Source organism: Streptomyces yatensis, from assembly GCF_018069625.1.
Lineage (GTDB): Bacteria > Actinomycetota > Actinomycetes > Streptomycetales > Streptomycetaceae > Streptomyces > Streptomyces yatensis.
In genome coordinates this window covers 5,135,783-5,158,404 of sequence record NZ_CP072941.1, presented here as the reverse complement: position 1 = coordinate 5,158,404, position 22,622 = coordinate 5,135,783, and the positions used below count along the sequence as shown (strand labels likewise).

Genomic DNA, 22,622 nt, shown 5'->3' with positions numbered 1-22,622 from the left:
ACACGTCCACACCCCCGAGGTGGACGTGCCGCTCGTTACAGGAACCGGGTCAGGAACGCATCAGTCGGTGAACTTCAGCGGCCGGTAGGGCTTGTACTCGCTGCCCGGCTCCAGTCCGTAGCGACGGGTCGTGTGATCCGTCCCGAAGTCGCCGCGCTGCTCGTAGGAGGTGTACGAGGTGTGGGCGGCGTCGTTCCACTTCTCGAACATCACGACATGGCGGGTGTTGTTGTTCCCGGAGGCGTCGATCAGCAGATCCCCGGGCCGCAGGTCGTTCAGGGCGATCGGCTTGGTGATGCCCGAACCGGTGAGTCCCACGGTGTTGGTGCCGGGCGCCCGCAGACCCAGCGCCATGGAGACATAGCCCGAGCAGTCCTGGCGGTAGCCGTCCTTCCAGACCTGGGCCTGGCTGTACGGCACCCGGCCGCCGTTGTTGGCGGTCAGCCAGGTGGCGGCCCGCCGCAGCGCCTCCGCGCGGGTGCCGCCGGTCTGCGGCGGCTTCGGCGGCTGGCCACCGCCGTTCTGCACCGGGACGCCGGGCAGCGAGTCCTGCGGGATGTCCACCGCGACGACGGTCACAAAGCCGCTGACCGGCCCGGTGATATGGGCCATGTAGGTCGAGCAGGCGCCGTCCTCGCAGACCTTCCTGCCGGTGTCGACCTGGTAGTCGGCGGTGATGCGGTCCTGGCCCGGGGCGTCCTTGTTGAGCATGCCGGCGGACGGGGAGCCGGTGTCGGCGCTCTGGTGGACCACCCAGCGGGTGCCCCAGGTGGGGAAGTCGGCGGTGGCCGCGGCCTTGGTGCCGAACTCCCCCGTGGTCGTCTTCAGCTTGAGCGCGGCGGCCCCGCCCTGGGCCGAGGTGGTGTCGCGGGTCGTCACGCCCTTCTCGGCGACCTTCCCGGCCTTCGCCGCCTTGGCGTCATGGCCCGCGGTGTCGGCCGAGCCCGAGCAGCCCACGAGTCCGGTGGCGCCGATGCCCGCCGCGGCGATCGCGGGGACCACCCTGCGCAGGAAGATCCGGCGTCGGCCGCCGCTGATGGAGTGCGTCATCTCTGGATTCCCCCTTGGTGAGAGCGCCGACGGCGGACGTCGGCACGGCTCGGTCGAGGCCGCCGGGCCGTTCGCCGCGGCGACGGGAACCACTGTGGGCCGCGGGGCGGGGCCTTGCCGGGGCCGAGCCGTCCTTTGGGACGTCCCAGCCGGGCGCGCCCCTGATGACCTGCCAAGACGCCCATGGGAGAGGCCAGGAGCGGGACACGGAGGGCGGCGCCGTGGGACATGACGAGACGGGGACATGACGAGACGGGGACATGACGAGACGGCCCCCGCCGAGGCGGGGGCCGTCCGGGGCAGGTAGCCGGGGGGAGGCGGCTACCTGTCCAGCTGGGTGGCTCGGAATCGAGCGGTCACCGGAGAGGAAGGTCGAGCGGTCACCGGCGGGAAGGTCACGCGGTCACCGGAGGGGCCGGGCGGTCACCGGTGGGAGCGCCGGGCGGTCACCAGAGCAGGGCGTCGGACGCGTCGCTCTGCCAGTAGCCGACCGCCGTCCCGCCCCCGACCTCCACCGAGTCGCCGGGGAGGTCGACGGCGCGGTGGCTGTCCTCGCCGGGGAGGGAGACCGTCAACCCGGTGGCCTTACGGCCGCCGTCGGCCGGGGCGCCCGCCGCGGAGGTGGTCAGGCCCGCGTAACCGCTCTCGCCGGGCGGCAGCGTGACGGCCGTCTGCGGCCGGGTGTTCTCGTCCTGCGGCACGGCCGCCCGCCCGTCGGCGAACCGCACCACGGGGGAGCCGATGAGACGGCACGTCACCCCGGACTGGTTGGTGATCTCCAGCAGCAGATGGTTGGCCGGCCGGGGCACGGAGGTGACGCTCACCGCCATCGTGTCGAGACGGCAGGCGCCGGTCTCGCCCTGGACGCCGCTGTCGGTCCGCAGACCGCCCTGGGCCCCGGCGTCGGCCCCGCCCGCCACCGTGTCCCGCGCGGCCTGCTGGGCGCCGCCCTGGAGGCCTTCCTCGTTGGCGGTGGGGACGGTGGGGAGGGCCGAGGCCATGCTCTCGGCCTTGCCGGCCGTCTTCACGCCCGACGCGTCGGCGGTGCCGCACGCCGCGAGGGTGATGCCCGCGGCGACGACGGTCAGGCCGGCCGCGACCGAGCGCAGGGTGCCGGGGCGGTGGGCGAGGCGAGCGATGGTGAGCGGCATGGCGGGTCTCCCCTCAGCGGGCGTTCGGGCGTTCTCCGGTACGGCATAAGCCTGTCCGGACCCGCTGCCGTTCGGCTGGTGAACGGCTGCCGCCCGCTAACGTCCCGCTAACGCCCCGCTGTTCACCCCTGCTCAGCCCCCCTGGGACGGTTCGCCGGAGCCCCCGCCTGACCCCTCGCCCGGGGTCTCGCCGCGCCCGCTCCCGTCGCCCTGGGCGAAGAGCTTCACCAGATCGCTCATCACGTAGCGGTTGGTGGCCTCCTCGTCCAGCAGATGCATCTCCGCCAGCCGCTCCAGGGAGTCCTGGATCAGCTCGGGGTCCGCGCCCGACAGCGCGGCCGCCTCGGCGGTGTTGACCTCCCGCGCGAAACCGGTGCCCAGGGCCCGCAGCAGCTGTGCGTCGTCCGCCGAGAGCCGGGCCACGGAATTGCGCAGCGCGGCGGCCACTCCGGTGTCCTCCGCCGACAGCAGCGCCAGCCTGCGGCGCTCGTCGCGCAGCGCGGTGGCCAGCCGGGCCAGCCGCCAGCGGGGCCGGGCCATCAGCTGGGCGGAGGCGGCGCGCAGCGCCAGCGGCAGCCCGTCGCACAGGGCCACCAGCTCCCGTGCGGCCTCCGGGTCCTCGGCGACGCGGGCGGGGCCCAGCAGCGCGCCCAGCAGGGCCGCCCCGTCCTCGGTGCCGAGGGCGTGCAGCCGTACGGGGCGGGCGGCGTCGGTGGCGATCAGCCCGTCCAGCCTGCTGCGGCTGGTGACCAGCGTGGCGCAGTTCGGCCCGCCGGGCAGCAGCGGGCGCACCTGGGCGGAGCTGCCCGCGTTGTCCAGCACCACCAGCAGCCGGCGGCGGGCCGCCAGCGAGCGGTACAGCGCGGACGCGGCCTCGGTCGAGGTGGGGATCTGCTCGGCCGGGGTGCCCAGGGCGAGCAGGAACTCGCGCAGCACCTCGGCGGGCACCGTCGCCTCGCCGCCGCTGAAGCCGCGCAGATCCGCGAAGAGCCGTCCGTCGGGGAAGGCGGCGGCCTGGGCATGGCCCCAGTGGACCGCCAGACCGGTCTTGCCGACCCCGGCGGGCCCGGTGAGCAGCGCGATACCGCCCTCCTGGGGGTAGCCGGAGCCGCCCTGGGCCGGTTCGGCGCCGCCCCGGGTCAGCCGGGTCAGCTCGGCCAGCTCCGCGCCCCGGCCGTGGAAGCCCGCCGGGGGCCGGGGGAGCAGCTCGGGCACGGGCGCGGCGGCCGACGCGGCGGCGGCCACGGACTGCGGATGCGACGGGGTCGAGGCCACCGGCTGCCCCGAGGGGCCCGGCGCCGCGGCGCTCTCGGCGCCGGCCCGCGGCCCGTCCGCCTCGGGGGCCGCGCGCAGGATCTCCTGGTACGCGGCGGTCAGCCGCTGGCCCGGGTCGACCCCCAGGTCGTCGTCGAGCAGCTGCCGGGTGCGGTGGAACCAGGCGATCGCGTCGGACTGCCGTCCGGAGCGGTACAGCGCCAGCATCAGGGCGGCGATCAGCCCCTCGCGCAGCGGGTTGGCGACGGCGGCGGGGTGCAGGGCACGCACCGCCTCCTCATGCTCGCCCAGCGTCTTGTGCGCCCGGGCCAGGGCCTCCACGGCGCTCAGCCGGCGCTCCTCCAGGGCGTGCGCGGCGGCCGCGAACGGCGGGCTGGCCACGGTCCCGGTGAGCGCCGGGCCGCGCCACAGGCCGAGCGCCTGGCGGAGCAGCCGGACGGCCTCGCCGGGGGCGGACTCCGGGCTGGCCTGGGCGGTCAGCTGGTCGAAGCGCTGGGTGTCGATCAGGGACTCGGGTATGCGCAGCAGATAGGCGGAGCTGTGGGTGGCCAGCTCGACGCCGTGCTCCTCGGCGCCGCCCTCGGCCAGGGCGGCGCGGAGCCGGGAGACATGGCCCTGGATGACGGTCCGGGCGTGGGCGGGCGGCTCGTCCTCCCACAGGCTGGTTATCAACTGCTCCACGGACACCGTCGCGTTGGGCCGCAGCAGCAGCATCGCCAGCACGCTGCGCCGTTTGGCGGGCCCCAGCGGTAGCTCGACGGGCGCTGCCGGCGGTCCCGCGATGACGGTCACCGGTCCCAGCACGGAGAAGTCCAACTCAGCCCTCCAGAAAGGCGTGCAGTGCCTTGGCCAGCAGCCGCGGGTCCTGCGCTCCGCACAGTTCCCGCGCAGAGTGCATGGACAGGATCGCGATGCCGATGTCGACGGTGGCGATGCCGTGCCGGGCGGCGGTGATCGGCCCGATCGTGGTGCCGCACGGCATCGAGTTGTGGGAGACGAAGCTCTGCCAGGGCACCCCGGCGCGCTCGCAGGCGGCGGCGAAGACGGCCCGCCCGGCGCCGTCGGTGGCGTATCTCTGGTTGACGTTCACCTTGAGGATCGGGCCGCCGTTGGGCCGTGGGTGGTGGCCCGGCTCATGGCGCTCGGCGTAGTTGGGGTGGACGGCGTGGCCGGTGTCGGAGGACAGGCAGACAGTGCCCGCGAAGGCGCGGGCGCGGTCCTCGTAAGCGCCGCCGCGGGCGAAGACCGAGCGCTCCAGCACCGTGCCGAGCAGCGGGCCGTCGGCGCCGGTGTCGGACTGACTGCCGTTCTCCTCGTGGTCGAAGGCGGCCAGCACGGGGATGTACGGCAGCTCCTGACGGGAGGCGGCGGCGATGAGCGCGGCCGTACCGGCGTGCACGGAGACAAGGTTGTCCATCCGTGGCCCGGCGAGCAGTTCGCGGTCCCGGCCGAGGTAGGCGGGCGGCTCGACGCTGTGGGTCATCAGGTCCCAGCCGGCGATCTCCTCGGCCGCGACGCCGGTCTCCTCGGCGACGAAGCGGATCAGGTCGCCCTCCTCGACGCCGCCGAGCCCCCAGATGGGCGTCATATGGCGCTGCTTGTCCAGCTTGAGGCCCTCGGTGTTGACGGACCGGTCGAGGTGCACGGCGAGCTGGGGCACTCTCAGCAGCGGCCGGTCGATGGTGACGAGATGGTGTGAGCCGTCCCGGAGGGAGATCCGGCCGGAGAGCCCGAGGTCGCGGTCGAGCCAGGTGTTGAGCAGCACCCCGCCGTAGACCTCGACCGCGATCTGTCTCCAGCCGTGCGCACCGGTGTCGGGAATCGGCTTGACCCGCAAATTGGGAGAGTCGGTATGAGCGCCGACAATTCGGTACGGAGTGGCGGGGTCCGCCCCCTCCGGTACGTACCAGGCGATGATCGCGCCGCCCCGCAGTACGAACCGGCCACCGGCCGCGCCGTCCCAGGACGCCGTCTCCTCGATCCGCTGGAACCCGGCCTTCTCCAGCCGCTCAGCGGCGCTCGCCACGGCGTGGTAGGGCGATGGGCTGGCGCGGAGGAAGGACATCAGGTCATCGGTGTGGCCGCGGTCGATGCCGGGTTGTGCGCTCATGTGCTCAGCATAGATTCGCCGGGGGGTGGCTCGCCCTGGTGCGGGTCGTGGCATCCATCTGCGGGGCCACGTTGATCCAATCTGATGAAAGCACGTCAGGTAAGGCGAGAATTCGGGAGAATCGGTCGATATTCCCCGTGTACCGAGCAACGCCGCACTGAGTCGTAACTCAAGGGGATACCGGATGCGCGTTCTTCGCCACCTGCTTGTGGTTCTGGGGTCACTGCTGCTGCTGTGCGCGGGCGGACCTGCCATGGCCAAGCCCGTCACGGATTTCGCCGCGGGGCTGTCACCCGTGGCCGCCCCGGAGCCGGCAGCCGCGCCCTCGCCCGGCCCGCGGCCGGGGAACGGCGGGGACGGTGAGGGCAAAGGCCACCCTCCCTGTCCGGCCAGGGACCGCATCGGGGGGACCAGCATCGCGCCCAACCCGCCGCGTGAGCGCTACTACCAGGGTGACTGGCGGCTCGGCCCCGCCCAGCTCCCCCGGTACGGCGCGATCGGGCGGATGCTCGAAGGCTACGAACGGCTCGACCACTTCCCCACCTCCTCCGCCTTCCTCGACTGCTACTGGAGCGAGCAGACCAGCGGCTGGTGGTTCCCGTACCCCGACGGCTGGGTGCTGCTCAACGGAAGCCCGCTGCACACCACGGTCAGGCTGAAGGTCGGTCAGAAGGTCGATCTCTTCGGGAGCGGTTTCGGTCACTTCCTCGCCCCGGCGGGCACGCCCTACGCGGAGCGCGCGCTGCCGCCGAGCAACCTCAACACCATCGACCCGGCGTATCCGAACGGCTATCACCTCTATGAGGTCACCGAGCCCTTCCTGGTCGAGGCAGGTCCCATCCGGCCCTGGTTCGGACAACCCGGCTTCGGGCTGCAGTATCTGACCGGGCCTTCGATCCCCCAGTTGGTCGCGGCGGGTAATCTGCGCGCACTCAACTGAGGGCGGATCCTGAAGCGGTGGACAGAACGGAACTCGTCTCGACCCTGCGCGACGAGCAGGTGCCGGACGCGCTGTACGACATCCCGGGAGTGCAGGACATCCCGGTCCAGCCGGACGCCTACTACTACCTGCGCCCCGCCGCGGACGGCGGCTGGGAGACCGGGCTGAGGGAGCGATCCGTGGACCGGGACACCAGCCGGTTCGCCACGGAGGACGAGGCGTGCCGGGATCTGCTGGAGAAGCTGAGGGCCCGGCCGCGCCCGCCGGAGGGCGGGGGCGAGTCGGTCGACGAGCTCCTCGCCGAGGGCGAGGAGCTGCGGCAGTGGGCCCGCGAGGAGGTCGAACGGGCCCTGCGGGAGCGGCCGCCCGACGACGAGGAGCGGTGACGGGCACAGACCAGACGCCCGCGGGCACAGGCCAGGGGGCCGGCCGCCCCGCTGGAGGAGGGGACGGCCGGCCCCCTGGACGAGGGAGGAGAGCCCTTAGAACGCGGCCTCGTCCAGGTCCATGAGCCCCTTGTCGACCGACTCGGCCAGCGAGCGCTGCACCGAGACGCCCGGCAGCACCTCGTGGGCGAAGAACTTCGCGGCGGCGATCTTGCCCGCGTAGAAGGACCGGTCCTTCGTGGAGGCGGTGCCCACCTTCTCGGCGGCGACGGCCGCGCCCTTGAGGAGCAGATAGCCGATGATCACGTCACCGGAGGCCAGCAGCAGCCGGGTGGAGTTGAGACCGACCTTGTAGATCGAGCTGACGTCCTGCTCGGTGGCGGCCAGGTCGGTGAGCATCGCGCCGACGATCGCCTCCAGGTCCACCGCGGCCTGGGCCAGCTGGTCGCGGGCGGCTTCCAGCTCCTCGCCCCCGGCGGCCTCGGCCAGGAACTTCTTGATCTCCTCGGAGACGACGGTCAGGGCCTGGCCCTGGTCCCGGACGATCTTGCGGAAGAAGTAGTCCTGGCCCTGGATGGCGGTGGTGCCCTCGTAGAGCGTGTCGATCTTGGCGTCCCGGATGTACTGCTCCAGCGGGTACTCCTGGAGGTAGCCGGAGCCGCCGATGGTCTGCAGGGACTGCGCCAGCTGCTCGTACGCCTTCTCCGAGCCGTAGCCCTTGACGATGGGGAGCAGCAGGTCGTTGAGGCGGCTCAGGGCGGAGGCGTCCTCGCCCGCGGCCTCCTTGACCATGATCTCGTCCTGGACGGAGGCGGTGTAGAGGACCAGCGCGCGCAGGCCCTCCGCGTACGCCTTCTGCGTCATCAGCGAGCGACGCACATCCGGGTGGTGGGTGATGGTGACGCGCGGGGCGGTCTTGTCGGTGAAGGCCGCCAGGTCCGGACCCTGCACCCGCTCCTTGGCGTACTCCAGGGCGTTGAGGTAGCCGGTGGAGAGGGTGGCCATGGCCTTCGTGCCGACCATCATCCGGGCGAACTCGATGATCTTGAACATCTGGCGGATGCCGTCGTGCTTGTCGCCCAGCAGCCAGCCCTTGGCCGGGTGGTCGGCGCCGAAGGTCAGCTCACAGGTGTTGGAGACCCGCAGACCCATCTTGTGCTCGACATTAGTGGCGTAGACGCCGTTGCGCTCGCCGAGCTCACCGGTCTCCCAGTCGAAGTCGTACTTGGGGACGATGAACAGCGACAGCCCCTTGGTGCCGGGGCCCGCGCCCTCGGGCCGGGCCAGCACGAAGTGGATGATGTTGTCGGAGAGGTCGTGCTCACCGGAGGTGATGAACCGCTTCACACCCTCGATGTGCCAGCTGCCGTCCTCCTGCTGGGCGGCCTTGGTGCGGCCCGCGCCGACGTCGGAGCCGGCGTCCGGCTCGGTCAGCACCATGGTGGAGCCCCACTGCCTGTCCACCATCAGCTGGGCGATCTTCAGCTGCTCCTCGGTGCCCTCGTCGTGCAGCACACCCGCGAAGGACGGCCCCGAGGCGTACATCCAGATCGGGGTGTTGGAGCCGAGGATGGTCTCGGCCGAGCCCCACAGCAGCGAGCGGGGGCAGACCGTGCCGCCCAGCTCCTCCGGGACGCCCAGCCGCCACCACTCGGCCTCCATGTAGGCCCGGTAGCTCTTCTTGAACGACTCGGGAAGCGGAGCCGTGTGGGTCTTGGGGTCGAAGACGGGCGGGTTCCGGTCGGAGTCGGTGTAGCTTTCGGCCAGCTCATGCTCGGAGAGCCGGGATATCTCCGCGAGCACGCTCTTGGCGGTCTCGACGTCCATCTCCGCGAACGGTCCGGTGCCGTACACCGTGTCCCGCCCGAGCACCTCGAAGAGGTTGAACTCGATGTCGCGGAGATTCGACTTGTAGTGCCCCATGGCGACGGCTCCGTAAGGGATCGGGAGGCCAGGACCTCTGCGTTGACGCGTATCAGATCAGCTGTCGCCATGATGCTACCCGTGGGTAATAAAGGGCAACCCTCAACCGGGTAACTGTGACTCAGTACGCTTCTTCGCATGTACGGCTACGACCAGAACGCGAGCGCAGGGCAGGGTTATGCCGCTCCGCCACCTCCGCCGCAACAGCAGCCGCATGCGTCACATCACGCGCAGGCGGGTGCGGGCTACGGCCAGCAGCCGCTCTACCCGGAGCCCTCGCCGCCGTCGCTCGCCGACGCGGTGCGCGCCTTCACCACCGGTTCGATGCCGGCCGAGGACTTCCAGCAGATCTTCGCGGGCTCGAAGGTCTACTGCCCGCGCGGTGACAACCCCGGCTTCCTGGCGCTGCACAACACCCAGCAGCCGGTGATCCCCATGTTCACCTCGCTCAAGGAGCTGCGGCGGTATGCGGGCAAGGAGTCCAAGTACTTCGTGATCACCGGCGCCGAGGTGATCGACCTGCTGCCCACCGGCTACGGCTTCGTCCTCGACATGGAGGGTGAGCACCGGATCGTCTTCGACGCGAAGGCGGTGGAGCAGATGGTGGACTTCGCAATGAGGCGTATGTACGGATAGGTCCGGAAATCACCGTTCGCCTCGCGGGGTGCTCGGGTGGAAATAAAGGCCCTCTTGCGAGTCGTTCACCATTCAATTAAGTTGAATGGTGAACGACCGAGGAGGCCGCCATGCCCGCAGTGACCGTAGAGAACCCGCTGACCCTGCCGCGCGTCGCGGCCCCCGCCGAGGCACGCCGGCGCCCCGTGCTCGCCGTCACCACCGCCCCCAGCGGTTTCGAGGGCGAGGGATTCCCGGTGCGCCGGGCCTTCGCGGGCATCGACTACCAGCACCTCGACCCGTTCATCATGATGGACCAGATGGGCGAGGTGGATTACGCGCCGGGCGAGCCCAAGGGCACGCCCTGGCATCCCCACCGCGGCTTCGAGACCGTCACGTACATCATCGACGGGATCTTCGACCACCAGGACTCCCAGGGTGGGGGCGGCACCATCACCAACGGTGACACCCAGTGGATGACGGCCGGCTCGGGGCTGCTCCACATAGAGGCGCCGCCGGAGTCGCTGGTCATGTCGGGCGGCCTCTTCCACGGTCTGCAGCTGTGGGTGAACCTCCCGGCCAAGGACAAGATGATGGCGCCGCGCTACCAGGACATCCGCGGCGGCAACGTACAGCTGCTGACGACCCCGGACGGCGGCGCGCTGCTGCGGGTCATCGCCGGTGAGCTGGACGGCCACCAGGGTCCCGGCATCACCCACACGCCGATCACGATGATCCACGCCACCCTCGCCCCGGGTGCGGAGATCACCCTGCCGTGGCGGGAGGACTTCAACGGCCTCGCGTACGTCCTCGCGGGCCGCGGCACCGTCGGCGCCGAGCGCCGCCCGGTCCAGGTGGGTCAGACGGCGGTCTTCGGCGACGGCGGCTCGCTGACCGTCCGCGCGGACGAGAAGCAGGACTCCCACACTCCGGAGCTCGAAGTGGTCCTCCTGGGCGGAGCGCCCATCCGCGAGCCGATGGCCCACTACGGTCCGTTCGTCATGAACACCCGCAAGGAGCTCCAGCAGGCGTTCGAGGACTTCCAGAAGGGGCGCCTCGGCACGGTCCCGGCGGTGCACGGGATGTCCGAGGGCGGCCTGTAGGACTCGCCGGGCCCGCATGCGAACGAGCCCCGTCCGGATAGGGACGGGGCTCGTCGGCGCTTACGGGTGGATCACCCGTCTTTCCGTGGTGTCTCAGTGTTGCCCGGCGCGGCGCTTCCGGGTCACGAACGCGGCTGCCGCGCCCGCACCGGCCAGCAGGGCACTGAGGGAGATGATCCTCAGCAGGCCGGACGTACCCGTGTTGGCCAGCGAGCCACCGCCTCCGCCGGTCCCCGAGCCTCCGCCTGTCCCCGAGCCTCCGCCTGTCCCGGAGCCGCCGCCGGACTGGGGGCCTGGCTCGTTGGGCGGCTCAGAGGTGGGCGGCTGCGACGACGGAGTGGGCGTCGGCGTAGGAGTCGGCGATTTCTTGGGGATGTGCACGCCGGCGTCGATCGTGTGATCGACCTCTCCCGGCTTGTCCGGCGCCGTGACGGGTGCGCGTCCGTTGCACAGCCGCCCGGTCCTCGGCGGGGTCACATTCGAGTCATGTGCCCGGTTGTCACCGGCCCGCGGGAGCGTGAACCGCAGCTTGGTGGCCGGCGGCTCAGTCGGCACCTCGCTGGTGTCCGCGGTGCACACATCGAACTGCACCGTGTACTTCGCACCCGGCTTGAGCTCGTATGCGGCGCCGACGCCACCGAAGTAGTACTCGCCGGCGGCATCGGTCTTGGTCGTGGCGACCTGCTTGCCATCGGCGTCCAACAGGTTGATCGTCGCGTCCGGCAGCGGCACTTCGCGCGGACCCTCGGGATCCTGGATCCCATTGTGGTCGCCGTCGAACCACACCCGGTTGCCGATCTGGATCGGCGCGTTCGCCGCCTCGTACGCGATGTCGCCGAGCCCACCGGCCTTACCGAACCCGCTCTGTTCCTGGCTGACGAACTGGTACGCGTTGGCGGCCGGAGCGTTGCCCGGGCCCTGACCGGTCGTGACGTCGTGGTAACCGGTCCCGGAGGTCGCGACGTTGACGGTCGGGTCGAACTCCGTGCTGACGGCCCACTGCTGCTGCGGAATGTAGGCCACCGACCCCAGCGCGGTTTCCAGGTGCGCCCCGCGGAAGAAGTCGCCCGGGAAGTATTCGACGACATCGTTTGCCTGGCCGCCATTGGTGGCGGGGGTGGCGTGGTTGGGGCAGCTTCCCGTGCCTTCCCACGCGTATCCACCGGTGGGAGTGGCACAGGCCATGGTGATGTCGCCGCCGGCCATGCCGTTTTCCGGGGTGTTGTTGTCCGGCCTCGGGTCCAGTCCACCCCAGCTCACGACGTCCATGAACCTGTCGCGGAAACCGATGATCATCGAACCGTCGCGGGTGAAGGCGAGGGAGGCGAGCTCCGGCTGCGGATCGATGAAGACGTTGCCCACCTTCCGTTCGTCCCACGTGGCCAGGGAGGTGTTCCACGGGTTCCAGTGGGTGGACTGGGCGACGTCGTCGGAACCGAAGACGGAGCCGCGCTTGGCGGTGAGCGGGTGGTCCAGCACGGTGGTGAACCGCTCGCCGTCGTAGCTGTAGACGACGGCTTTCAGGTCGTCGCGCTTCTGTGTGCTCTCCGCACTGCACACGCCACCGACGTAGAGCTTGTTGTCGTGGACCTGAAGACCGAACGGCCGCCAGTCGCCGGAGCTCGCGCAGCCCGGGTCCGGAATGCTCACCGTCGCCTTTGGCGCGGAGGCGGTGGTACCGGTGGCGTCGAAGCTGACCAGTTTCCGGGTCAGCAGGTTCACCGCGTACAGCGTCGAGCCGTCCTCGGACAGGGCCAGGCCGCCGATGCTCTCCTTGCCCGGCGCATCGGTGAACCCGGCGTCCTTGTTCATGGTGGCGGCGTCGTGCGGCGTCTTCGCGGCGCCCGGCACCTTCGCGAACAGGGTCGGCGCCCCACCGTCGGCCGGCGTGGTGTAGATCGCGTCACCGCCCTCCGGCCCGTACGGGGTGTACCGCCGGGCGAACGCGCCCTGGAACACCCGCTTCCGGTGCTGGTCATAGGCCAGCGCGAACGTCGTGCCCACCTGGTCCTGCGTGTTGAGCGCGGTCGGGCACGCCGTCTCGCCAGGGCATGTGCCTCGTTTGTCCGTCCCGAACGCCACGAGGGCCCGGGTGTCCCGCGCGTCGGCGGTGTTCTGGATCGGCACGAAATACCGTGTGTCCGGCAGCGTGTAGTCGGCCGGATTCCAGACCCCGGTCATCACCGAGTCGTCCTTGCCGTCCGACACGTTCACAAATGTCGTGAAGCTGTCGAAGTGGTTTTCCGCCGTCGAGGCCGGCGCCGCCTGAAGATACTTGTTGTACGGCGCCGGGATGGTGACGTCGACGCGGTACTGGCCGCCGGTCAGTTCGGCCGACTTCGAGACCACCACCTTTCCGGTGGCATCCGTGGTGCCGCTGACCCGATGGCCGGCCGGGTCGGTTACCCGAACCTTCATGCCCCGCTGCGGCACATCCATGGCCGCGTTGATCACGCCGGTGCCGAAGAAATCCCGCAGTACCTGAACCGTCAGGGTTCCGTCGCCAGTCGAAGCGGTGGCCGTCCCGGCCGTCGCGCCCATGGCGCTGCCCAACAGTACGAACGTGCAGAGGCCCACTCGTGCCAGTGGTCCCGTACGCTTTCCGGCTGTCCGGCGTAACCTTCCACACACTCTTCGCACAGCCATCACTCTCCCCTCGTGATGTGAACCGACCACCCGTTGCCGGCCGTGCATCCGCTTTTCGGTTCCGGGTGACAGATCGGCCGTGAAAAGGGCCCACCGCTGTTTCGGTGGGCCCGGTCGTTCTTGGTCGTCCTGGCGGATGGAGCGAATTCGGGGACTCGGGAGTACCTTTCCGAGGCCAGTCGCACTCGTCCTCGACTTCCCCCGCGGAAACAGCACAAGAGTCCGAATAGTGATCCTTAACCGCCCCACCAGCAGCGATACTGTAGCGGGTGGACGCCAAGATCGGGGGGAGAGCAGGGAATGAATAAGCGGAACGAGTTAGCAAAGCGCCGGGCGCGGAGTCCGAAAATCAGACACTTTCTCTCGCGGCGCGCGGCCGGCCGATGGTTGCGGCCACGCTGGGTGGTGGCCGTGATCGGCGGTGTGGCCGTCGCGGTGGCCACGTTCCTGGTCGTCGACAGCGGCTCCGCCCCTGCCGGTCCGAAGGCGCTGACCTCGGATCAGGCGAGCCGTCTGGCGGTCACACGGTTCCTCAACTACCAGGCGGGCGGGCGCGCCCTGACGATCGACGTGCCGGGCACCGCCGGTGGGCTGACCTTCACCGGATCCATCGACTACCGCCGCAAGGTCGGTTACGGCGCGATGCGCGGCACCGGGCGCGACACGTCCAGCGACGGGCTGATCCAGTGGACGGCCACCACCGTGTTCGTCCACCCGATGGGGAAGGCCCCGGCCAAGGCCCCGGCACGGCCGCCGGAGTCGGGTTGGTACAGCCGTCCGCTGCAGAGGTACGGCAGTTCGCTGGACAGTTCGCTGGCCATCGCGCTGAAGCTCGGCAGCGACCGGCCGGACAACGCCGAACTGCTGCCGCAGAACGGTGCCGCCTGGGTGGGACAGGACCGGCTGGACGGCCATCAGGTGGACATCATGACCGGGCCGAGCGCCCGTGCCACGTCCGCTCCGGCGGGGGCGACGGGGGCGGCGGACGCCGTGCGCTACTGGATCGGCTCGGACGGCACCATGTACCGGGTCCGTGTCGGCGTGGCTTCCGCGTCGCGGCCGGTGGTCATCGATTTCGACACCCAGAAGTACGTTCCGGTCCGGCCGGCACCGGGAGTCACCCCGGCGCGGTAGCCACCGCTCAGGACGTCCCCACCCGCGCGCCCGTGGCGAGCAGTGACGCCGACGGCAGCCGGAAGCCCCCCGTGTCCGGCAGCGCCGGAACGGCCGGAACGGCGGTGGCGCCCGCGGTCGTGGCGTTCGGGAACTGCGGCTGTCGCTTGGGCGCCGCCACGTCGGTGAACGGGATACCGCCGGGTGCGGTGGGCTTCGCCCAGGTGCCGGACGGCGAGGACGACCGGGCGGGACGCGGGCAGGACGCGGTGGTCGCGAGCCGGGCGGGTACCGTCCTTCGCAGCTCGTTGCCGCGCAGGCAGTTGCCCCGTCCCTTCGTGGCGGTGGGGAACGTCCAGCCGACGTCGACGCCGTTGGCGGTGAAGGTGTTGTCCAGGATCCGGTTGCCGTTCGGCGGCAGGTCGGCGGTTGCGGTGATCATCAGCCCGGCGGTGCTGTTGCCGGCGACTCGGTTGCGGAGGAACTGGTTGTCGGTGCCGCCGTCGACGCCGATGCCGATGCCCCACCCGCCGTCGGCCTGTTCGGGGGTGGCCGCCTGCTGGTTGGCCGCGATCAGGTTGCCCGCGATGACGGCGTCCTTCTGCGGGAGCAACTTCTCCTGGTGGTCGGAGTTGGTGGTGAGCCCGACCCGGTTGCCGACCAGGCGGTTGCCGACCACGTACATGTCGCCGCCGGCATTGGTGCCCTCGTAACCCACCGCGTTGAGCTCGGCGATGTTGTCCCGCACCACGATGCGACAGGGCTTGCACTGTCCGACGTAGATCCCCGAGTCGGCCGAGCCCGAGGTGTACGAGTGCTCGATGACACCGTTCTGCGCGGAGAACGCGTAGATGCCGTACAGCCCGTTGCGGGTCGCGGTCACATGGGAGACCAGGAACGACTTCAGGAAGGTGACGGGTTCGTCGCCGGTGTCGTAGCCGCCGGACTGCCCCGGCATTCCGGCGGCCGCCTTCGCCGAGCCGGTGACCAGGACCCCGTTCTGGGTGTTGTTCTGCACGGTCAGGTTCTCCACGGCCACCCCGGGGGCGGCGACGACGATGCCGTTCGGCTGTCGCAGCCGCCCGTCGATGACGACCTTGTCCCGAGACGCGCCGCGAAGCGTGACACGAGCCTTGGATATCTTCACCGACTCGTGGTACGTGCCCGGCGCGACCAGCACGAGGTCGCCGGGCCGGGCCAGGGACACCGCGGCCGAGATCGTCGGGGCGTCGGCCGGCACGTTGATCGTCACATGGGCACCGGACGGGCGCCGGCCGTGATCCGATCCGTCATCGTCCGCGCCGCAGCCGACCATTACGGGTGCCAGTGTGCCGAGTAACGCGGCCATCACGCGAAGACGGAGATGAGGCATGGCCTCATCCTGGCACGGGCGCCGACGGGGTCGCAGGCGCCGATAGGGATATGGCACAGTTCACACTGTGTGCCAACCCGACTCCCGCCCGTCACGCCGCGCGTTTCTCGGTGCCACCGGCACCGTGACCGCCGTCGGCCTCTCCGCCGGGTGCCAATCGAGTTCCGCCCCGCCGGACCGGTCCGATGCCCCCGCGCCGACCCCGCCGGTGTCGCCAACGGGCCGGTACCAGGCGGGCATCACGCTTCCCCAGCCGGCCCAGCGGAACCTGCTGGCCGTGGTGGCCGACCTCGTCGACGCCGCGCCGGTCCGTCCGTTGCTGGCCGAACTCGGCGAGGCCATCCGCACGCTCACCGCGGGGACCGACGCCCGGCTGATGGGCCTGGAGCCGGGCGATCTGACCGTGACGATCGGGGTGGGCCCCCGGCTGGTGCGCACCGTCGATCCCGCCCTGCCCGGCGCGAAGGACCTCCCACGGTTCTCCCGCGAAAAGATCGCCTCCCGGGCCCGCGGTGGCGACCTGCTGATACAGATCTGCGCCGACGACGCCCTGGTGGTACCGGCCGTGGCCGCCGCGCTTCTGGAGCGGGCCGGTGACCGGATACGGGAACGCTGGCGGCAGTCCGGGGTCCGCGGTGCGAACGTGCGGGTGGAGCGGGGCCGTGCCGCGCCACGGAACCTCTTCGGCTTCGTCGACGGCATCGTGGGCCCCCACACGAGGGCCGAACAGGAACGCGACCTGTGGTTGTCCGGGCCGGCTCCGGTCGCCGACGGCACCCTTGTCGTACTGCGCCGCATCGAACTCGATCTGCCGAGGTTCGCCAAGCTGTCCGTCGCCGAACAGGAAGCGGTCTTCGGCCGCCGCCGAGCCACCGGGGAGCCCCTCTCCGGTGGCACCATCGCCGCGGGACCGGACCTCGGCGCCAAAACGCCGGACGGACGCTACCTCGTCCCGGCGGACGCCCATGCCCGCAGGGCGCATGCCACCGCGGTCGGCGTCGGCCTCATGCTCCGCCGCTCCTACAGCATCGACGGACCCGCCCCCGGCCTGCTCTTCATGAGCTTCCAGAACGACATACGGACCTTCACCAGCACCCTCACCAGCATGGACAATTCCGACGCCCTGCTGGACTACACGACCACGACCGCCAGTGCGACCTTTCTGGTACTGCCCGGTTTCGACGCACAACACCCGCTCGGTTCCCGGCTCTTCCGCTGAACGGACCGGCCGCCCCGGCACCCTCCCGGCCGGCGCGGGCTGATCACGCGCGGGGGGCTACCCGTCCGCCGCCGGGTCGGGCCGCTCGTCCGGGCTCGCCTCGTACAGCTCGTACCAGATGCATTTGCCGTCGCCGCGCGGATCCACCCCCCAGTTGTCGGCGAGCATCTCCAGCAGCAGCAGCCCGCGCCCCGACGAGGCCAGCTCGCCGGGGCGGCGGCGGTGCGGCAGCTCATCGCTGCTGTCGGCGACGTCCAGCCGCAGCCGCCGGGATCCGTGCCGCCCGCTGACCTCGGCCACCAGCAGGGCGTCCCCGTCGGTGTGCACCAGCACGTTGGTGACCATCTCGGAGAGCATCAGCACCGCCGACTCCACCTGGTCCGGGTCGGCCCAGTCGTGCAGCATGTCGCGCAGCTGCTGCCGGGTGCCCGCTATGCGCTCCGGCTCGGCCTGCGCGACCGTGACCGCGGTCCGCCGCACCGGCGCCGAACCGGGCCCGACCAGGCACACCTCCGCCTCCCGGCGGATCAGCAGCAGCGCTATGTCGTCCTCGCGCCGGTCCGCGAGCGGGCCGGTGGTGTGGTGGGACGGCGGCCCGTGCACGGCCTGCACCAGGGAGTCGGCGAGGGCTTCGAGATCGTCGGAGTCGAGGCCGTGGGAGGGGAGGGCGCCGGGGGCGTCCATGAGGGTGGCGGGCCGCTCGAAGACCTTACGGATCCGGTCCCAGCCGGTCTCCAGATCGTGCCCGCCGGTCTCGATCAGCCCGTCGGTGCACATCAGCAGCGTCTCGCCGGGCTCCAGCACCACCCGGGTGGTCGGATAGTCGGTGTCCGGATCGATGCCCAGCGGCAGCCCGCCCGCCGTGGGCCGGACCATCATCGTGCCGTCGGCGAGCCGGACCGCCGGATCGGGGTGGCCCGCGCGGGCGATGTCCAGGGTGCCGGCGACCGGGTCCACCTCCATATAGAGGCAGGTGGCGAACCTCGGGTCGTACCGGCCGTCCGGGCCGTCAGGGCCGTCAGGACCACCCGGCGCAGCCAGCCCGGCGAGGAAGCGGGAGGCGCGGGAGAGCACCGCGTCGGGGTGGTGCCCCTCGGAGGCGTACGCCCGGACCGCGATCCGCAGCTGCCCCATGATCCCGGCGGCGTGCACATCGTGGCCCTGCACATCGCCGATCACCAGCGCGGTACGCCCCGAGGGCAGCCCGATCACGTCGTACCAGTCGCCGCCGACCTGCAGCCCGCCACCGGTCGGCACATAGCGGGCGGCCACCGCCAGCCCCGGGATATCGGGCTTGCTGGCGGGCAGCATCGAGCGCTGCAGCCCGTCCGCCAGCTCCCGCTCGGTCTCCTGGAGCGCGGTGCGGGACAGCGCCTGGGCCAGCATCCGGGCGATCGTGGTCAGCACCGAGCGCTCATCGGGCGAGAACGACACCGGATGGGCGAATCCGGCCATCCACGCGCCGATGGTGCGGCCCGCGACGATCAGCGGCAGAAACGCCCAGGACCGGCGCTTACGGGGCCGGCCGAGCGACCAGGCGGCCGGAAACCGGCCGCGGTACTCGTCCGGCGTGGGCAGATAGACCGCCCGGCCGGTGCGGACCACCTCGGCCGCCGGATAGTCCGCGCCCAGCGCGATGTCGTGAAAAGGGTGATCGGCCCCCGCCCGCGGCCCGTGGTGGCCGATCACCGAGATCCGCTCGCCCCGGACGCCGAAGACCGCGAGCCCCTCCGGCGAGAAGCCCGGCATGGACAGCCCCGCCGCGACCCGCAGCACCTCGGCGGTGGACATCGCCTCCGCCAGCGCCCGCCCCGCGTCCAGCAGGAACGCCTCGCGGTTGCGGCGCCAGTCGCCGGTGACCGGCGGGCCCGCCGCCGAGGTGCCGGGCAGCGGGTCGGGGACCTCCTGGAGGGTGCCGAGCAGGTAGTAGCCGTCCTCGCTGCCGCCCCGCGCTATCGGCCGGGACCGGGTGCGCACGGTCCGCAGCACGGTGCCCTTCTCGTCCACGATGCGCAGCCGGGCCTCGGCCAGGGTGCCCTCGGCCACCGCGAGGTCGACGATCGCCTTGACCTCCAGCCAGTCCGCGGGGTGGAAACACGCGCGGGCGGCGGCCTCGGGAAGGGTGACGGGCTCGGCGGGCAGGCCCACCAGCCGGGCCGCCTCCGCGTCATAGCTGACGGCGCCCGAGACACTGTCCCAACGCCATAGGCCGGTCGCTATGGCGGCCAGCAGGTCCTCGGTGCGCATTGCACTACCTTATGGGGATTTGCCAACCGCTTACCAGTGAGGGTCGCGGCGCCGGTAGGCTTGGCCGGAAGTTCATGAGGGTACGCACGCCTCCCGATCAGACGACTTGGATGAATGATGCATCGGTACCGGTCGCACACCTGTGGTCAGCTCCGCGCCGCTGACGTCGACACCGACGTCCGGCTCTCCGGCTGGCTCCACAATCGACGGAACCTGGGCGGCATCCTCTTCATCGATCTCCGCGACCACTACGGCCTGGTCCAGCTGGTGGTGCGCCCCGACACCCCCGCCAACGAGGCGCTGAGCTCGATCAGCAAGGAGACCGTCGTCCGCGTCGACGGCCGGGTCATCGCGCGCGGCGCGGACAACGTCAACCCCGAACTGCCCACCGGCGAGATCGAGGTCGAGGTCGCCGACGTCGAGGTGCTCGGCGCCGCCGACCCGCTGCCCTTCACGGTCTTCCCCGAGGACGGGGTCGGCGAGGAACGGCGCCTGGAGTACCGCTTCCTGGACCTGCGCCGCGAGCGGATGCACCGCAACATCATGCTGCGCTCCGCCGTCATCTCCGCCATCCGGCAGAAGATGACCGCGCAGGGGTTCAACGAGCTGGCCACCCCGATCCTGTCCGCCACCTCGCCGGAGGGCGCCCGGGACTTCCTGGTCCCCTCCCGGCTGCACGCGGGCAAGTTCTACGCGCTGCCCCAGGCCCCGCAGCAGTTCAAGCAGCTGCTGATGATCGCGGGCTTCGACCGCTACTTCCAGATCGCGCCCTGCTTCCGCGACGAGGACGCCCGCGCCGACCGCTCGCCGGGCGAGTTCTACCAGCTCGACGTCGAGATGAGCTTCGTCGAGCAGGAGGACGTCTTCGGCGTCATCGAGAAGGTCATGACCGAGCTCTTCGAGGAGTTCGGCGGCGGCCGCCACGTCACCTCGCCCTTCCCGCGGATCCCGTTCCGCGAGGCCATGCTGAAGTACGGCTCCGACAAGCCGGACCTGCGGGCCCAGCTGGAGCTGCGGGACGTCAGCCACATCTTCGAGGGCTCCGGCTTCAAGGCGTTCGCGGACAAGCACGTACGCGCGCTGGCCGTGCCGGACACCGCCGACCAGCCGCGGAAGTTCTTCGACCAGCTCGGCGAGTTCGCGGTCGAGCAGGGCGCCAAGGGGCTGGCCTGGGTCCGGATCGGCGAGGACGCCAAGCTGACCGGCCCGATCGCGAAGTTCCTCACCGACGAGGACGTCGAGAAGCTGATCACCGAGGTCCAGGGCAAGCCCGGCACGTCGATCTTCTTCGGCGCGGGGGAGTTCGACGAGGTCTCCAAGATCATGGGCGCGGTGCGGGTCGAGGCCGCCAAGCGGACCGGCCACTTCGAGGACGGCGTCTTCCGCTTCTGCTGGATCGTGGACTTCCCCATGTTCGAGCGGAACGAGGACACCGGGCAGATCGAGTTCTCCCACAACCCCTTCTCCATGCCGCAGGGCGGCCTGGAGGCCCTGGAGACCAAGGACCCGCTGGACATCCTGGCGTGGCAGTACGACATCGTCTGCAACGGCGTGGAGCTGTCCTCCGGCGCCATCCGGAACCACGAGCCGGACGTCATGTACAAGGCGTTCGCGATCGCGGGCTACGACCGGGAAGAGGTCGAGCGCGAGTTCGGCGGCATGCTGCGCGCGTTCCACTTCGGCGCCCCGCCGCACGGCGGTATCGCCCCCGGCGTCGACCGCATCGTGATGCTGCTGGCCGATGAGCCCAACATCCGCGAGACCATCGCCTTCCCGCTCAACGGCAACGCACAGGACCTGCTGATGGGCGCGCCCAGCGAGGTGGACGAGGCCCGGCTGCGCGAGCTGCACCTGTCGGTGCGCAAGCCGCCGCAGGTGAAGAAGGCCGAACCCGCTGAGAAGGCGGAGAAGGCGGACGAGAAGGCCGAGAAGCCCGCCGAGTAGTCGGGCCGGACGAGACCCACCGGGCGGGGGCGTGCCGAACGGCGCGCCCCCGCCCCGCGTCCGCGGATGGCCGAATGACGCGCTTCGCACAGCCATTCACAGCCGGCACCCATGGGGCTGCCAGGTTGCCTCCCTACCGTCCCGGGCCATGACCGAACAGCAGAGCAACGACCTCGATCCCCAGCGGGACCTGACGAGGCGGCGGGTCGTGGTGGCGGGCGGCGCGGCCGTCGCGGCGGCGGGCCTGGGAACGGCCATCGCCACCACCGCCTCGGCGGGCGAGACCTCCGCGACCTCCGCCACCCCCTCGGCCTCCGCCTCCGACCCGTCCGGGGAGGTCTGTTACCGGCTCACCTCGGAGACGACCGAGGGGCCGTACTACATCGACGCGGACAAGATCAGAAAGGACATCACCGAGCACAAGGAGGGCATTCCGATGACCCTCCGCCTCAAAGTGATCGACTCCGACAGCTGCAAACCCGTGGCGAAGGCCGCCGTCGACATCTGGCACTGCGACGCGCTGGGGCTCTACTCGGGCTATGAGAGCTCGAGCAGCGGCGGGGGCGGCACGCCGCCCACCGGGACCCCGCCCACCGACGCCCCGACGGGCGCCCCGACCGGTGGCCCGCCCGGCGGCGGCCACCAGGAGCCCACCGACGACAAGCGGTATCTGCGCGGCACCCAGCTGACCGACCGGCACGGCTTCGTCGAGTTCACCACGGTCTTCCCCGGCTGGTACCGGGGCCGCTGTGTGCACATCCACACCAAGGTGCACGTCGGCGGCAAGCTCACGGACGCCGGTTACGAGGGTGGCCACACCTGCCACACCGGTCAGCTCTTCTTCGCCGAGGAGGCCGTGCTCGCCTCGGCCGAGGTGGCGCCGTACAACACCAGCACCACCGAGCGCACCACCCTCGACGAGGACGGGATCTACCCCGGCAACGGAGCGCAGGGCGGTCTGCTGCACCTGAAGTACCGCAAGGGAAAGATCGAGAAGGGCGTCACCGGAAGCCTCACCCTGGGGGTCGACCCCGACGCGACCCACGAGGGCACGGACCTCTGAACCCCGGGGCGACGTGAAGCCCTGCGGCGCCCTCGGGTCAAAGCCTCCGGTCCACGCCGCACGGTGTGCCGCGGTCCGCGCGGGCGGCCCGGTGCACGGCGCGCAACAGCCGCTTCGGCGTGGTCCGGTGCTGCCATAAGACGGCTCGTACGCCGTACTCCATCACCGCCATCAGCTCCGTCTCACGGAGCTCGCCCGCGATCAGCACCACCCGCTGCCGGCCGCCCCGCACCAGGCGGCGCAGCTCCGCCCCGGCGCGGTCGTCCAGGCGCTCGGCGAGCATGACGGCGACGGCGCCGCGGGGTTCGTCGCCGGACGGGCACGGCCGGTCGACCAGCTCGACGCTGGGCTGATGCTGCAGATGACGCACGACCCCGGCCCGGCTGAGCGGGTCGGGGCCGTGGACCGTCACCGTGACACGTGCGTCCGGCACTGCTTCCTCGACTCCCCGGTGGCTATGGACTC

The 22,622-nt window shown here is 71.2% G+C and carries 17 protein-coding genes; 8 read left to right on the top strand and 9 right to left on the bottom strand.

The annotated features are described in order from the left end of the window. Positions 1 to 60: 60 nt before the first annotated feature. The 4 genes from J8403_RS21505 to J8403_RS21490 all read right to left on the bottom strand — a co-directional run bounded on the left by J8403_RS21505 (position 61) and on the right by J8403_RS21490 (position 5,586). Entirely contained in the window at positions 61 to 1,050 is a 990-nt protein-coding gene (locus J8403_RS21505; RefSeq protein ID WP_211124593.1) for an NlpC/P60 family protein, read from the bottom strand. A 446-nt stretch (positions 1,051 to 1,496) separates the two neighbouring features. After that, positions 1,497 to 2,201, bottom strand: coding sequence for a DUF4232 domain-containing protein (locus J8403_RS21500; RefSeq protein ID WP_211124592.1), 705 nt, complete (start codon positions 2,199 to 2,201; stop codon positions 1,497 to 1,499). A 132-nt stretch (positions 2,202 to 2,333) separates the two neighbouring features. Further along, positions 2,334 to 4,292 carry an AfsR/SARP family transcriptional regulator gene (locus J8403_RS21495; protein ID WP_211124591.1) on the bottom strand — a complete coding sequence of 653 codons (1,959 nt, stop codon included), beginning with the start codon at positions 4,290 to 4,292 and terminating at the stop codon, positions 2,334 to 2,336. Between the two features lies 1 nt (position 4,293). Then, positions 4,294 to 5,586 carry a M18 family aminopeptidase gene (locus J8403_RS21490; protein WP_137966631.1) on the bottom strand — a complete coding sequence of 431 codons (1,293 nt, stop codon included), beginning with the start codon at positions 5,584 to 5,586 and terminating at the stop codon, positions 4,294 to 4,296. A gap of 184 nt (positions 5,587 to 5,770) precedes the next feature. Between J8403_RS21490 and J8403_RS21485 the strand changes: the two genes are divergently transcribed. Together J8403_RS21485 and J8403_RS21480 are read left to right on the top strand one after the other, a co-directional pair. Then, complete coding sequence (locus J8403_RS21485) at positions 5,771 to 6,526, top strand: TNT domain-containing protein (protein WP_246585933.1); 756 nt, start codon at positions 5,771 to 5,773, stop codon at positions 6,524 to 6,526. Positions 6,527 to 6,543: 17 nt separating this feature from the next. Beyond that, positions 6,544 to 6,912, top strand: a complete 369-nt coding sequence (locus J8403_RS21480) for a hypothetical protein (RefSeq protein ID WP_211124590.1) — start codon at positions 6,544 to 6,546, stop codon at positions 6,910 to 6,912. Between the two features lie 96 nt (positions 6,913 to 7,008). Here J8403_RS21480 and J8403_RS21475 read toward each other — a convergent pair whose 3' ends face one another. Further along, on the bottom strand, positions 7,009 to 8,835 hold the full coding sequence (locus J8403_RS21475) for an acyl-CoA dehydrogenase (RefSeq protein WP_211124589.1): 1,827 nt from the start codon (positions 8,833 to 8,835) through the stop codon (positions 7,009 to 7,011). Positions 8,836 to 8,973: 138 nt separating this feature from the next. Here J8403_RS21475 and J8403_RS21470 point away from each other — a divergent pair, with 138 nt between their 5' ends. Both J8403_RS21470 and J8403_RS21465 read left to right on the top strand, forming a co-directional pair. Continuing rightward, on the top strand, positions 8,974 to 9,471 hold the full coding sequence (locus J8403_RS21470; protein ID WP_014053638.1) for an SseB family protein: 498 nt from the start codon (positions 8,974 to 8,976) through the stop codon (positions 9,469 to 9,471). A gap of 110 nt (positions 9,472 to 9,581) precedes the next feature. Beyond that, complete coding sequence (locus J8403_RS21465) at positions 9,582 to 10,553, top strand: pirin family protein (RefSeq protein WP_211124588.1); 972 nt, start codon at positions 9,582 to 9,584, stop codon at positions 10,551 to 10,553. A gap of 93 nt (positions 10,554 to 10,646) precedes the next feature. Here J8403_RS21465 and J8403_RS21460 read toward each other — a convergent pair whose 3' ends face one another. Then, on the bottom strand, positions 10,647 to 13,094 hold the full coding sequence (locus tag J8403_RS21460) for an SdrD B-like domain-containing protein (RefSeq protein WP_246586361.1): 2,448 nt from the start codon (positions 13,092 to 13,094) through the stop codon (positions 10,647 to 10,649). Positions 13,095 to 13,634: 540 nt separating this feature from the next. Here J8403_RS21460 and J8403_RS21455 point away from each other — a divergent pair. Continuing rightward, positions 13,635 to 14,333 carry a hypothetical protein gene (locus tag J8403_RS21455; RefSeq protein WP_211128366.1) on the top strand — a complete coding sequence of 233 codons (699 nt, stop codon included), beginning with the start codon at positions 13,635 to 13,637 and terminating at the stop codon, positions 14,331 to 14,333. A gap of 7 nt (positions 14,334 to 14,340) precedes the next feature. Here the strand turns inward: J8403_RS21455 and J8403_RS21450 are convergent, their stop codons facing one another. Next, complete coding sequence (locus tag J8403_RS21450) at positions 14,341 to 15,684, bottom strand: right-handed parallel beta-helix repeat-containing protein (RefSeq protein WP_246585932.1); 1,344 nt, start codon at positions 15,682 to 15,684, stop codon at positions 14,341 to 14,343. A 67-nt stretch (positions 15,685 to 15,751) separates the two neighbouring features. Here J8403_RS21450 and J8403_RS21445 point away from each other — a divergent pair, with 67 nt between their 5' ends. Beyond that, positions 15,752 to 16,903, top strand: coding sequence for a Dyp-type peroxidase (locus J8403_RS21445; RefSeq protein ID WP_211124586.1), 1,152 nt, complete (start codon positions 15,752 to 15,754; stop codon positions 16,901 to 16,903). A gap of 57 nt (positions 16,904 to 16,960) precedes the next feature. Here J8403_RS21445 and J8403_RS21440 read toward each other — a convergent pair whose 3' ends face one another. Then, the gene (locus tag J8403_RS21440; RefSeq protein WP_211124585.1) at positions 16,961 to 19,150 is read right to left on the bottom strand and encodes an ATP-binding SpoIIE family protein phosphatase; all 2,190 of its coding nucleotides are present in this window, start codon (positions 19,148 to 19,150) and stop codon (positions 16,961 to 16,963) included. A gap of 117 nt (positions 19,151 to 19,267) precedes the next feature. Here J8403_RS21440 and aspS point away from each other — a divergent pair, with 117 nt between their 5' ends. Then, on the top strand, positions 19,268 to 21,094 hold the full coding sequence (aspS, locus tag J8403_RS21435; RefSeq protein WP_211124584.1) for an aspartate--tRNA ligase: 1,827 nt from the start codon (positions 19,268 to 19,270) through the stop codon (positions 21,092 to 21,094). Between the two features lie 148 nt (positions 21,095 to 21,242). Then, positions 21,243 to 22,157, top strand: coding sequence for an intradiol ring-cleavage dioxygenase (locus tag J8403_RS21430; protein WP_211124583.1), 915 nt, complete (start codon positions 21,243 to 21,245; stop codon positions 22,155 to 22,157). Between the two features lie 37 nt (positions 22,158 to 22,194). On the opposite strand, the gene J8403_RS21425 is transcribed toward J8403_RS21430, so the two are convergent. Further along, the gene (locus tag J8403_RS21425) at positions 22,195 to 22,590 is read right to left on the bottom strand and encodes a DNA-binding response regulator (protein ID WP_211124582.1); all 396 of its coding nucleotides are present in this window, start codon (positions 22,588 to 22,590) and stop codon (positions 22,195 to 22,197) included. Positions 22,591 to 22,622 lie beyond the last annotated feature (32 nt).

Bases quoted from the DNA above. Each gene is read 5' to 3' on its own strand.
- J8403_RS21505 (WP_211124593.1), bottom strand. From the start codon at position 1,050: ATGACGCACTCCATCAGCGGCGGCCGACGCCGGATCTTCCTGCGCAGG.
- J8403_RS21500 (WP_211124592.1), bottom strand. From the start codon at position 2,201: ATGCCGCTCACCATCGCTCGCCTCGCCCACCGCCCCGGCACCCTGCGC.
- J8403_RS21490 (WP_137966631.1), bottom strand. From the start codon at position 5,586: ATGAGCGCACAACCCGGCATCGACCGCGGCCACACCGATGACCTGATG.
- J8403_RS21485 (WP_246585933.1), top strand. From the start codon at position 5,771: ATGCGCGTTCTTCGCCACCTGCTTGTGGTTCTGGGGTCACTGCTGCTG.
- J8403_RS21475 (WP_211124589.1), bottom strand. From the start codon at position 8,835: ATGGGGCACTACAAGTCGAATCTCCGCGACATCGAGTTCAACCTCTTC.
- J8403_RS21470 (WP_014053638.1), top strand. From the start codon at position 8,974: ATGTACGGCTACGACCAGAACGCGAGCGCAGGGCAGGGTTATGCCGCT.
- J8403_RS21465 (WP_211124588.1), top strand. From the start codon at position 9,582: ATGCCCGCAGTGACCGTAGAGAACCCGCTGACCCTGCCGCGCGTCGCG.
- J8403_RS21460 (WP_246586361.1), bottom strand. From the start codon at position 13,094: ATGGGCGCGACGGCCGGGACGGCCACCGCTTCGACTGGCGACGGAACC.
- J8403_RS21450 (WP_246585932.1), bottom strand. From the start codon at position 15,684: ATGCCTCATCTCCGTCTTCGCGTGATGGCCGCGTTACTCGGCACACTG.
- J8403_RS21440 (WP_211124585.1), bottom strand. From the start codon at position 19,150: ATGCGCACCGAGGACCTGCTGGCCGCCATAGCGACCGGCCTATGGCGT.
- aspS (WP_211124584.1), top strand. From the start codon at position 19,268: ATGCATCGGTACCGGTCGCACACCTGTGGTCAGCTCCGCGCCGCTGAC.
- J8403_RS21430 (WP_211124583.1), top strand. From the start codon at position 21,243: ATGACCGAACAGCAGAGCAACGACCTCGATCCCCAGCGGGACCTGACG.